This window comes from Serratia sp. NPDC087055 (assembly GCF_044900985.1).
Taxonomy (GTDB): Bacteria; Pseudomonadota; Gammaproteobacteria; order Enterobacterales; family Enterobacteriaceae; genus Serratia.
On the sequence record NZ_JBJDOG010000006.1, the window covers coordinates 216,930 to 227,506 of the forward strand.

Annotated in this window: 14 protein-coding genes; 13 read left to right on the forward strand and 1 reads right to left on the reverse strand. The window is 52.7% G+C overall.

The window, feature by feature from the left end:
- Positions 1-103: 103 nt before the first annotated feature.
- The 4 genes from kefG to slyD all read left to right on the forward strand — a co-directional run bounded on the left by kefG (position 104) and on the right by slyD (position 3,407).
- Positions 104-655 carry a glutathione-regulated potassium-efflux system ancillary protein KefG gene (gene kefG / locus ACI2J2_RS21890; protein ID WP_209639452.1) on the forward strand — a complete coding sequence of 184 codons (552 nt, stop codon included), beginning with the start codon at positions 104-106 and terminating at the stop codon, positions 653-655.
- Positions 656-657: 2 nt separating this feature from the next.
- Positions 658-2,472, forward strand: coding sequence for a glutathione-regulated potassium-efflux system protein KefB (gene kefB / locus ACI2J2_RS21895; RefSeq protein ID WP_404760849.1), 1,815 nt, complete (start codon positions 658-660; stop codon positions 2,470-2,472).
- Between the two features lie 14 nt (positions 2,473-2,486).
- Positions 2,487-2,690 (forward strand): YheV family putative zinc ribbon protein, encoded by a 204-nt coding sequence (locus tag ACI2J2_RS21900; protein ID WP_209639075.1) that lies wholly within the window; start codon positions 2,487-2,489, stop codon positions 2,688-2,690.
- Between the two features lie 120 nt (positions 2,691-2,810).
- Entirely contained in the window at positions 2,811-3,407 is a 597-nt protein-coding gene (gene slyD, locus ACI2J2_RS21905; RefSeq protein ID WP_209639073.1) for a peptidylprolyl isomerase, read from the forward strand.
- Between the two features lie 58 nt (positions 3,408-3,465).
- Here slyD and ACI2J2_RS21910 read toward each other — a convergent pair whose 3' ends face one another.
- Positions 3,466-3,693, reverse strand: coding sequence for a SlyX family protein (locus ACI2J2_RS21910; RefSeq protein ID WP_209639071.1), 228 nt, complete (start codon positions 3,691-3,693; stop codon positions 3,466-3,468).
- Positions 3,694-4,061: 368 nt separating this feature from the next.
- Between ACI2J2_RS21910 and fkpA the strand changes: the two genes are divergently transcribed.
- The 9 genes from fkpA to ACI2J2_RS21955 all read left to right on the forward strand — a co-directional run.
- Positions 4,062-4,895 (forward strand): FKBP-type peptidyl-prolyl cis-trans isomerase, encoded by an 834-nt coding sequence (gene fkpA / locus ACI2J2_RS21915; protein ID WP_209639069.1) that lies wholly within the window; start codon positions 4,062-4,064, stop codon positions 4,893-4,895.
- Positions 4,896-5,294: 399 nt separating this feature from the next.
- Positions 5,295-6,017: a transcriptional regulator gene (locus ACI2J2_RS21920; RefSeq protein ID WP_209639066.1), complete on the forward strand. Its 723-nt coding sequence runs from the start codon at positions 5,295-5,297 to the stop codon at positions 6,015-6,017.
- Complete coding sequence (gene tusD / locus ACI2J2_RS21925; protein WP_404760850.1) at positions 6,017-6,406, forward strand: sulfurtransferase complex subunit TusD; 390 nt, start codon at positions 6,017-6,019, stop codon at positions 6,404-6,406. The genes ACI2J2_RS21920 and tusD overlap by 1 nt, the downstream gene beginning before the upstream one ends.
- Positions 6,407-6,414: 8 nt before the next feature.
- On the forward strand, positions 6,415-6,774 hold the full coding sequence (gene tusC / locus ACI2J2_RS21930) for a sulfurtransferase complex subunit TusC (RefSeq protein WP_265556007.1): 360 nt from the start codon (positions 6,415-6,417) through the stop codon (positions 6,772-6,774).
- A 9-nt stretch (positions 6,775-6,783) separates the two neighbouring features.
- Positions 6,784-7,071 (forward strand): sulfurtransferase complex subunit TusB, encoded by a 288-nt coding sequence (tusB, locus tag ACI2J2_RS21935; protein WP_209639062.1) that lies wholly within the window; start codon positions 6,784-6,786, stop codon positions 7,069-7,071.
- 142 nt (positions 7,072-7,213) lie between these two features.
- Positions 7,214-7,588, forward strand: coding sequence for a 30S ribosomal protein S12 (gene rpsL, locus ACI2J2_RS21940; protein WP_004930426.1), 375 nt, complete (start codon positions 7,214-7,216; stop codon positions 7,586-7,588).
- 96 nt (positions 7,589-7,684) lie between these two features.
- On the forward strand, positions 7,685-8,155 hold the full coding sequence (rpsG, locus tag ACI2J2_RS21945; protein ID WP_012147229.1) for a 30S ribosomal protein S7: 471 nt from the start codon (positions 7,685-7,687) through the stop codon (positions 8,153-8,155).
- Between the two features lie 97 nt (positions 8,156-8,252).
- Positions 8,253-10,367: an elongation factor G gene (gene fusA, locus ACI2J2_RS21950; RefSeq protein WP_209639060.1), complete on the forward strand. Its 2,115-nt coding sequence runs from the start codon at positions 8,253-8,255 to the stop codon at positions 10,365-10,367.
- A 70-nt stretch (positions 10,368-10,437) separates the two neighbouring features.
- Positions 10,438-10,577, forward strand: a 140-nt coding sequence (locus ACI2J2_RS21955) for a GTP-binding protein (RefSeq protein WP_230050329.1), incomplete at its 3' end; no start/stop codon positions are given.

Here is a 10,577-nt window from a genome sequence, read left to right on the forward strand (position 1 = left end):
ACCGCTGCAGTTTGAAAAGCGACGGGTATGCTGTCCTATTATTAGTCTTTGCGGACCATGGTAACGGAAAACCGCTACTCTGACGACGCTTTGGAGGGGAATGATGTCACAGCCGCCGAAGGTCTTGCTGCTGTATGCCCATCCGGAATCCCAGGACTCGGTAGCGAATCGGGTTTTGCTTCGACCGGCGCAGCAGTTGGAACATGTCACCGTGCACGATTTATACGCGCACTATCCTGATTTTTTTATTGATATTCACCACGAACAACAATTGCTGCGTGAACACCAGGTCATTGTTTTTCAACATCCTCTCTATACCTACAGTTGCCCGGCCCTGCTGAAAGAATGGTTGGATCGCGTGCTGTCGCGCGGCTTTGCCAGCGGTATCGGCGGCAATGCGCTGACGGGAAAGTATTGGCGTTCGGTGATCACCACCGGTGAGCCTGAGGGTGCCTACCGTACTGGCGGCTATAACCGTTATCCGATGGAAGATATTTTGCGGCCGTTCGAACTGACCGCCGCCATGTGCCACATGCACTGGATGACGCCGATGCTGGTGTATTGGGCACGCAGGCAGAAACCAGAGGTGCTGGAAAGCCATGCTGCCGCGTACGGTGACTGGTTGCGTCATCCGCTGCCACAGGGAGGGAGATGAACATGGAAGGCTCCGCCTTATTGACCGCAATTTTACTGTTTCTGTTCGCCGCGGTGGTTACGGTACCGATCGCCCGCCGGTTAGGGATTGGCGCCGTATTGGGCTACCTGATCGCCGGCATTGCCATCGGCCCCTGGGGGCTGGGCTTCATTCGCGACGTTGACGAGATCCTGCACTTTTCCGAGTTGGGTGTGGTGTTCCTGATGTTTATCATCGGGCTGGAACTGAACCCGAGCAAGCTGTGGGAGCTGCGGCGTTCCATTTTTGGTGTCGGCGCGGGACAAGTGCTGATTACCGCCGCTGTACTGGGGGCGTTGCTCTACCTTACCCATTTCGCTTGGCAGGCCGCTGTGATTGGGGGCATAGGACTGGCGATGTCTTCAACGGCCATGGCGCTGCAATTAATGCGCGAAAAAGGTATGAACCGCAATGAGGGCGGGCAACTGGGATTCTCGGTGTTGTTGTTCCAGGATATGGCGGTGATCCCGGCGCTGGCCCTGATCCCGATTTTGGCCGGTGCCGGTGGTAGCAGTGACGATTGGGCACAAATTGCACTCAAGGTTGCGGCGTTCGGCGGCATGCTGATCGGTGGGCGTTTCCTGCTACGGCCACTGTTCCGCTACATCGCTTCTTCTGGAGTGCGAGAGATCTTTACTGCCGCCGCATTGTTGGTGGTGCTCGGGGCCGCGTTGTTTATGGATGCGCTTGGCCTGTCGATGGCGCTTGGCACCTTTATCGCGGGTGTGCTGCTGGCGGAAAGTGAATATCGCCATGAGTTGGAAATCGCCATCGAGCCGTTCAAAGGGCTGTTACTGGGGCTGTTTTTTATCTCGGTGGGTATGGCGTTAAATATCGGCGTACTCTATACCCATTTGGTCGAAGTGTTGTTCGGTGTTGTGGTGCTGGTGACGATCAAGTCAGGCGTGCTTTATACACTGTCGCGTATTTTTGGGCTGCGCAGTTCCGTGCGTTTGCAGTTTGCCGGCGTGCTTAGCCAAGGTGGGGAATTTGCCTTCGTGCTGTTTTCGGCCGCGGGTGCACAGAAGGTCTTGCAGCCCGATCAGCTTGCATTGCTGTTGGTGGTAGTAACGTTGTCGATGATGACTACGCCGTTACTGATGCAGATTATCGACCGTATTTTGGTACGCCGCTACAACGCCAAAGACGAAGACGAAGACGAAGAGACGCCGTACGTGGAAGATGACGATCCGCAGGTGATTATCGTCGGCTTCGGGCGTTTTGGTCAGGTGATCGGCCGGCTGCTGATGGCCAATAAGATGCGTATTACCGTATTGGAACGGGACGTCAGCGCCGTCGGTGTGCTGCGTCGCTACGGTTATAAGGTGTATTACGGTGACGCCACCGAGCTGGAATTGCTGCGGGCAGCCGGGGCAGCGAAGGCCAAGTCGATTGTGATCACCTGTAATGAGCCGGAGGACACGATGGAAATTGTGCGCCTGTGTCAGCAGCATTTTCCCGAACTGAGCATTTTGGCGCGTGCACGTGGTCGCGTGGAGGCGCACGAATTATTGCAGGCGGGGGTCAAACAGTTTACTCGTGAAACCTTCTCCAGTGCCTTGGAACTGGGGCGCAAAGCGCTAATGGAGCAGGGCATGCATCCGCATCAGGCCTATCGTGCTCAGCAACACTTCCGTCGGTTGGATATGCGGATGCTACGTGAGCTGATGCCACCACATCACGGCGATGTGGCGCAGATTTCCCGCGTGAAAGAAGCGCGGCGCGAGCTGGAAGAACTTTTCCACCGAGAAATGCAAAAAGAGAGTCGCCAGTTCGACGGCTGGGATGAATACGAATAATTTGGAGCACTGAGATGTCTGCAACACGCAAAAGATTTATTGCCGGAGCCGTTTGCCCAAGCTGCAAAGCTATGGATACGCTGGCCGTTTGGCGCGAAGACCAGGTTGAAGTGGTCGAGTGCGTTAAGTGTGGCCACCATCAGCGACAGACCGAAGAGCAGGTCGCAAAACACGTGAGGCCGCAGGAGCAGGTGATCGGTATTTTCCATCCTGAGTAGCGTTATCGGGCGCGTTTTTTTATGCTGAAGGGTACAGCGGGGCAGATTTCCGATACAATCTGTCCGGTTAAGGCGTAGCCCAAAGACAGTTGCGCCAAGTGTCTAACGGTAGGAGATATCATGAAAGTAGCAAAAGACTTGGTGGTCAGCCTGGCTTATCAAGTACGTACAGAAGACGGTGTGTTGGTTGATGAGTCTCCGGTGAGTGCGCCGCTGGACTATCTGCACGGGCATGGTTCTCTGATCGCAGGTCTGGAAAAAGCACTTGAAGGCCACGAAGCTGGCGATCGTTTTGACGTGAATGTTGGCGCTAACGATGCGTACGGCAACTACGACGAAAACCTGGTGCAGCGTGTGCCTAAAGACGTCTTTATGGGCGTTGACGAGTTGGAAGTTGGCATGCGTTTCCTGGCTGATACCGATCAGGGCCCAGTTCCAGTCGAAATCACCGAAGTGGACGGCGATCACGTCGTGGTTGACGGCAACCACATGCTGGCTGGCCAGAACCTGAACTTCAATGTAGAAGTTGTCGCGATTCGCGAAGCTACTGCTGAAGAACTGGCGCACGGTCACGTACACGGCGAGCACGATCATCACCACGAACACGGTGAAGGTTGCTGCGGCGGCCATGGCCACGATCACGACCATGACCACGCGCATGGCCAGGATCAGGCTAAGAAAGGCGGTTGCGGTAACGGCGGTTGCGGCTGCCACTAATCGCAGCGCAGTAACGGCAAAAAAAAGGCGGCCCTGGGGCTGCCTTTTTTATGGTCTGTCAATAATGTGGCGGCGGCGTTTCTTCCGACTGCGAGGCGATCATCGACGTTTGGGTCGAACGCAGTTTGTCGGTCAGAACGCGCAGGTGGTCCTGCAATTTCAGCATTTCAAGCTGGTGTTGTACCACCGTTTGGTTGAGTTCTTCGATGGTGACTTCCTGAAAGGCCTGGCGGCTTTCCAGCTCTTCAAGCCGCATTAACAGGCTTTGGGTATCGGCGTTGTGCATGATGCTACCTCTGACACGGTTTAATCCTGGATCTGACACTATGTTAACAGCTACCGCTGGCTTTGCGCTGTGCTATTTCACCCGCTCCGTGAGGCAACTTCACGAAAGCGCGGGGGCCTGTGTAAAGTGCTGAAAAATAGAGCGCTTGCTTTGACGGTATTTGTTACTGTTGCGCTGCGGGATGAAAGAAAAATCTGATTTATCATGCGGGTAGCACATTAAACGAAACTTCTGTTTAAAGCGGGAGTCACACTTTGACTCGATTGGTTACCTGTGTGACTGTTTTGTTTTCTTTCGGACAGCTATAGTAGCCCGGTTATCTTACTTAATGATTGTTTGGGGCACCGCTTCAGACACTGGAGAAATGGATGAAATCTTTGTTTAAAGTCACGCTTCTGGCAACCACCATGGCTTTTGCTCTGAATGCGACCCACGTCATGGCTGCTGATGCAGCTAAACCGGCAGAAGCGGCGAAACCTGCTGACGCGGCGCCAAGCACTGGCAAGTTCAAGAATGATGACGAACAAGCGGCTTACGCACTGGGTGCATCACTGGGTCGTTACATGGACAACTCACTGAAAGAGCAAGAAAAGCTTGGCATTAAACTGGATAAAGACCAGTTGATCTCAGGCGTTCAAGACGCTTTTGCTAACAAGAGCAAACTGAACGACGCAGATATCGAAAAAACGCTGCAGAGCTTTGAAGCACGCGTGAAGGCTTCCGCTCAGGCGAAGATGGAGCAGGACGCGAAAGATAACGAAGCGAAAGGCACTAAGTACCGCGACACCTTCGCTAAAGAAAAAGGCGTGAAGAAAACTGAATCTGGCCTGCTGTATCAGGTAGAAAAACCAGGTGCCGGTGCTGCGCCTAAAGACAGCGATACCGTTGTGGTGAACTACAAAGGCACCCTGACCGACGGCACCGAGTTCGACAACTCATACACCCGTGGCGAGCCGCTGTCGTTCCGTTTGGACGGTGTGATCCCAGGTTGGACTGAAGGCCTGAAACACATCAAGAAAGGCGGCAAAATCAAGCTGGTTATCCCACCGGCACTGGCCTACGGTAAAACTGGCGTTCCGGGCATCCCGGCTAACTCCACCCTGGTATTCGACGTTGAGCTGCTGGACGTGAAAGCGGCACCAAAAGCCGACGCTAAGGCAGAGAAGCCCGCTGACGCAGCGGCTGATGCTAAAGCGCAATAAGCCTGTCTGAGTACCTCACCGCCGCGAATATTCTTCGCGGCGGCTTTATTTTAGCACACCCAATTACGTGCCACTTTCACGCCTTACCCACTGATCGCTTGACGCCTGCCGGGCATCGGGCTTAACGTCAATACCACGCGCAAACGCAAGGATTTTACTCTGGTTGTTTTGCTAGACTAATAATCCGGGCTTATAAGTCATGCGCCTGCCCCTTAGGGCGTGTATCTAAAACTGTTCCTGGTCGTTTCGGCCTGCGGACGTTCGTCGTGCTGTTTCAGACTGATATCAGCCAGCCCACCCTGTTTTATCACAAGGGTGCGCCGCCTGTGGAAAGCAGCCTGCACGAGCAGTTTTAGCTGCGCCCCCTGGCACAGGCGATCTTTGAGGGTGGTATTTTCGATGTCTAATTCGCTTTTATCCAGCGAAGCCAGCGAACTTGATTTGCTGAATGAACGTCCGTTTACTCAGACGGATCATGAAATTCTGAAGTCTTACGAAGCCGTTGTTGATGGCCTGGCGATGTTAATCGGCGGGCATTGCGAAATTGTGCTGCACGCACTGGAAGATTTGAAATGCTCTGCGGTGCGCATTGCTAACGGCGAACATACCGGTCGGCAAATCGGTTCGCCGATCACTGATCTGGCGCTGCGTATGCTGCACGACATGGCGGGTGACGATAGCAGCGTGTCGAAAGCCTATTTTACCCGCGCCAAGAGCGGCGTGCTGATGAAGTCGGTAACTATCGCCATTCGCAATCGCGAGCAGCGAGTGATTGGCTTGCTGTGTATTAACATGAACCTCGATGTTCCCTTCTCCCAGGTCATGCAGACCTTCATGCCACCGGAAACGCAAGATGTCGCCCCGTCGGTCAACTTTGCGTCCTCCGTTGACGACTTGGTGGCGCAAACGCTGGAGTTCACCATTGAAGAAGTGAATGCCGATCGCACTGTCTCCAACAATGCGAAAAATCGCCAGGTGGTACTGAACCTCTACGAGAAGGGTATTTTTGATATCAAGGATGCGATCAACCAGGTGGCGGATCGGCTGAATATCTCCAAACACACGGTGTACTTGTACATTCGCCAGTTCAAAAGCGGCGATCTGTTGGGAACCGAACGTTGATGTTGGATTACTGTCTTTTGGTCACTGGCCCGGCGTATGGCACCCAGCAGGCTAGCAGTGCCTATCAATTTGCACTTGCCCTTTTAGCTAAAGGGCACCGCCTTTCCAGCGTGTTTTTTTACCGTGAAGGCGTATTGAACGCCAATCAACTGACGGCACCGGCCGGTGATGAGTTCGATTTGGTACGGTGCTGGACGCAACTGGCGCAACAGCACGGTATTGCACTCAATGTCTGTGTGGCAGCCGCGCTGCGACGTGGAGTGACCGACGAGCAAGAGGCTGCCCAGCAGGGGCTGGCTACCGCCAATCTTCAGCCGGGTTTCATCCTCAGCGGGCTGGGGTCATTGGCGGAGGCTTCGCTGAGCTGTGACCGTTTGGTGCAGTTCTGAGAGAGTTTATGAAACGAGTCGCTTTTGTTTTTACCCAGAGTCCTCATGGTAGTGCCGGTGGCAGGGAAGGGCTGGATGCATTGCTGGCCACGTCTGCGTTGAGCGAAGAGGTGGGTGTGTTTTTTATTGGCGACGGCGTACTGCAGCTTTTGCCAGGGCAGCAGCCGGAAAAAATTCTGGCGCGTAATTACATTGCGACCTTCGGCGTGTTGCCGTTGTATGACGTTGAGCAATGCTATCTGTGCCAGGCATCCTTACAGGAACGCGGTTTGGGTCAGGTGACCGACTGGGTATTGGATGCTGAAATACTGCCACCGGATGCGTTGCGCCTGCAGTTGGCCAGCTATGACGTGGTGATGACTTTTTAGGAAATCCTGATGCTGTATACCCTTAGCCGTTCCCCCACACAATGTGATTTGCCAGCATTGCTGCGCTTAACTGCCCCAGGTGATGACTTGCTGTTGTTGCAAGATGGCGTGCTGGCTGGCTTGGCTGGCAGCGCGCACCTTGAATTGCTACTCAGCGCCCCCATATCCCTTTATGCGCTGCAGAACGACCTGGAAGCCAGAGGATTGGTTGGTCATTTTTCGCACAATATTACTGTTGTCGGCTATAATCATTTCGTCGAATTAACCGAAAAACACCGCAGCCAAATGGCTTGGTGATGAGAGTAATGTTGTATATTTCTTGACACCTCAACTGCTCAGCCATAAAATTCTGCGTCCCGTACTTTGCCAGTAGTGCATACGGGGGGATTTATCACATGTTTACGAAGCAACAAACGAAGCAAAAACCAGGAGCTTTTTAATGGCAACAATTAATCAGCTGGTACGCAAACCACGCTCTGTGAAGGCTGCTAAAAGCAACGTTCCAGCGCTGGAAGCCTGCCCGCAGAAACGTGGCGTATGTACTCGCGTATATACCACCACTCCTAAGAAACCAAACTCCGCACTGCGTAAAGTATGCCGTGTGCGTTTGACTAACGGTTTTGAAGTTACCTCCTACATCGGCGGTGAAGGTCATAACCTGCAGGAACACTCCGTGATCCTGATCCGTGGCGGTCGTGTAAAAGACTTGCCAGGTGTGCGTTACCACACCGTTCGTGGTGCACTTGACTGCTCCGGCGTTAAAGACCGTAAGCAAGCTCGTTCCAAGTACGGCGTGAAGAAGCCAAAGGCTTAATGGTTCTCCGTTAAGTAAGGCCAAACATTTTCACTTTAATGTCAAAATAAACTCGTAGAGTTTTGGACAATCCTGAATTAACAACGGAGTATTTCCATGCCACGTCGTCGCGTAATCGGCCAACGTAAAATCCTTCCAGATCCTAAGTTCGGATCCGAACTGTTGGCCAAATTTGTAAATATCCTGATGGTAGATGGTAAAAAATCTACTGCAGAAGCAATCGTCTATACCGCGCTGGAGACCCTGGCTCAGCGTTCTGGTAAAGATCACCTGGAAGCTTTCGAAGTAGCTCTCGACAACGTACGCCCGACTGTAGAAGTTAAGTCTCGCCGCGTTGGTGGTTCTACTTATCAGGTACCAGTTGAAGTTCGCCCGGTCCGTCGTAATGCTCTGGCAATGCGTTGGATCGTTGATGCTGCTCGTAAACGCGGTGATAAATCCATGGCTTTGCGCTTGGCGAACGAGCTTTCTGACGCAGTTGAGAACAAAGGTTCTGCTGTTAAGAAACGTGAAGACGTTCACCGTATGGCCGAAGCTAACAAGGCGTTCGCCCACTACCGCTGGTAATTGCCACGCAGTAGTTATGCTAACCAAGCGGGCGCTTCAAGAAGCCAACCCGCTTGGGTTAACTGAACTTGAACGCCTAAGGCAATAGAGGAATCAAATGGCTCGTACAACACCCATTGAGCGCTATCGTAACATCGGTATCAGCGCCCACATCGACGCCGGTAAAACGACCACTACCGAACGTATTCTGTTCTACACCGGTGTAAACCACAAAATCGGTGAAGTTCATGATGGCGCAGCCACCATGGACTGGATGGAACAGGAGCAGGAGCGTGGTATTACCATCACTTCTGCAGCGACTACTGCTTTCTGGTCTGGTATGGCCAAGCAGTTCGAGCCGCACCGCGTAAACATCATCGACACCCCAGGGCACGTTGACTTCACCATCGAAGTAGAACGTTCTATGCGTGTTCTTGATGGTGCGGTAATGGTTTACTGTGCTGTTGGTGGTGTTCAGCCGCAGTCTGAAACCGTATGGCGTCAGGCTAACAAATACAAAGTTCCACGCATCGCGTTCGTTAACAAAATGGACCGCATGGGTGCTAACTTCCTGAAAGTTGTTGGTCAGATCAAATCTCGTCTGGGCGCGAATCCAGTTCCATTGCAACTGGCTATCGGCGCGGAAGAGAAATTCACCGGTGTTGTTGACCTGGTGAAAATGAAAGCTATCAACTGGAACGAAGCTGATGCTGGCGTGACCTTCGAATACGAAGAGATCCCTGCAGACATGCAAGAGCTGGCTGCTGAATGGCACCAGAACCTGGTTGAATCTGCAGCGGAAGCTTCAGATGAGCTGATGGACAAATACTTGGGCGGCGATGAGCTGACCGAGGAAGAAATCAAGAAAGCTCTGCGTCAGCGCGTGCTGAACAACGAAATCATCCTGGTGACTTGTGGTTCTGCATTTAAGAACAAAGGCGTACAGGCGATGCTGGATGCGGTAATTGATTACCTGCCAGCTCCTACTGACGTTGCTGCAATCAACGGTATGCTGGATGACGGTAAAGATACTCCAGCTGTTCGTCACTCTACCGATGATGAGCCGTTCGCGGCGCTGGCGTTCAAAATCGCTACCGACCCGTTCGTAGGTAACTTGACCTTCTTCCGTGTGTACTCAGGTGTGGTTAACTCCGGTGACACCGTACTGAACTCCGTGAAGGCGGATCGCGAGCGTCTGGGCCGTATCGTTCAGATGCATGCGAACAAACGTGAAGAGATCAAAGAAGTTCGCGCAGGCGACATTGCTGCGGCAATCGGCCTGAAGAACGTGACTACCGGTGACACTCTGTGTGATCCAGACAATGTGATCATTCTGGAGCGTATGGAATTCCCTGAGCCGGTAATTTCTATCGCGGTAGAACCAAAAACCAAAGCTGACCAAGAAAAAATGGGTCTGGCTCTGGGTCGTCTGGCTAAAGAAGATCCATCATTCCGCGTTTGGACTGACGAAGAAACTAACCAGACTATCATCGCAGGTATGGGTGAGCTGCACCTCGACATCATCGTTGACCGCATGAAGCGTGAATTCAACGTTGAAGCGAACGTCGGTAAACCACAGGTTGCTTACCGTGAAGCGATTCGCGCGAAAGTTACCGATATCGAAGGTAAGCACGCCAAGCAGTCTGGTGGTCGTGGTCAGTACGGTCATGTTGTTATCGACATGTACCCACTGGAGCCGGGCTCAAACCCGAAAGGCTACGAGTTCATCAATGACATTAAAGGCGGTGTGATCCCAACGGAATACATCCCTGCCGTTGATAAAGGCCTCCAGGAGCAGCTTAAGTCTGGTCCACTGGCCGGTTATCCGGTAGTTGATCTCGGTGTGCGTCTGCATTTCGGTTCTTACCATGATGTTGACTCCTCCGAATTGGCGTTTAAACTGGCCGCGTCTATCGCCTTTAAAGATGGCTTTAAAAAAGCGAAACCTGTTTTGCTTGAGCCAATCATGAAGGTTGAAGTTGAAACGCCGGAAGAGAACACTGGTGACGTCATCGGTGACCTTAGCCGTCGTCGTGGTCAACTGAAAGGTCAGGAATCTAACGCTACTGGCGTTCAGATTCACGCTGAAGTTCCGTTGTCCGAGATGTTCGGATACGCGACACAACTGCGTTCTCTGACCAAAGGCCGTGCTTCTTACTCCATGGAGTTCCTGAAGTACGATGATGCGCCGAACAACGTCGCTCAGGCCGTTATTGAAGCCCGTGGTAAATAAGCTTTCGGGTTTAACACATTGATCAGTGCTCTCTCCATGAGGGGAGAGCATAAGAGTAAGGAATATAGCCGTGTCTAAAGAAAAATTTGAACGTTCCAAACCGCACGTTAACGTTGGTACTATCGGCCACGTTGACCACGGTAAAACTACCCTGACTGCAGCAATCACCACCGTTCTGGCTAAAACCTACGGCGGTTCTGCACGTGCTTT

What these genes read in the sequence shown, in the direction of transcription:
- tusD (WP_404760850.1), top strand. Translation starts at nt 6,017, where the DNA reads ATGTTGGATTACTGTCTTTTGGTCACTGGCCCGGCGTATGGCACCCAG.
- ACI2J2_RS21900 (WP_209639075.1), top strand. Translation starts at nt 2,487, where the DNA reads ATGTCTGCAACACGCAAAAGATTTATTGCCGGAGCCGTTTGCCCAAGC.
- kefB (WP_404760849.1), top strand. Translation starts at nt 658, where the DNA reads ATGGAAGGCTCCGCCTTATTGACCGCAATTTTACTGTTTCTGTTCGCC.
- kefG (WP_209639452.1), top strand. Translation starts at nt 104, where the DNA reads ATGTCACAGCCGCCGAAGGTCTTGCTGCTGTATGCCCATCCGGAATCC.
- tusC (WP_265556007.1), top strand. Translation starts at nt 6,415, where the DNA reads ATGAAACGAGTCGCTTTTGTTTTTACCCAGAGTCCTCATGGTAGTGCC.
- rpsG (WP_012147229.1), top strand. Translation starts at nt 7,685, where the DNA reads ATGCCACGTCGTCGCGTAATCGGCCAACGTAAAATCCTTCCAGATCCT.
- ACI2J2_RS21920 (WP_209639066.1), top strand. Translation starts at nt 5,295, where the DNA reads ATGTCTAATTCGCTTTTATCCAGCGAAGCCAGCGAACTTGATTTGCTG.
- slyD (WP_209639073.1), top strand. Translation starts at nt 2,811, where the DNA reads ATGAAAGTAGCAAAAGACTTGGTGGTCAGCCTGGCTTATCAAGTACGT.
- fkpA (WP_209639069.1), top strand. Translation starts at nt 4,062, where the DNA reads ATGAAATCTTTGTTTAAAGTCACGCTTCTGGCAACCACCATGGCTTTT.
- fusA (WP_209639060.1), top strand. Translation starts at nt 8,253, where the DNA reads ATGGCTCGTACAACACCCATTGAGCGCTATCGTAACATCGGTATCAGC.
- rpsL (WP_004930426.1), top strand. Translation starts at nt 7,214, where the DNA reads ATGGCAACAATTAATCAGCTGGTACGCAAACCACGCTCTGTGAAGGCT.
- ACI2J2_RS21910 (WP_209639071.1), bottom strand. Translation starts at nt 3,693, where the DNA reads ATGCACAACGCCGATACCCAAAGCCTGTTAATGCGGCTTGAAGAGCTG.
- tusB (WP_209639062.1), top strand. Translation starts at nt 6,784, where the DNA reads ATGCTGTATACCCTTAGCCGTTCCCCCACACAATGTGATTTGCCAGCA.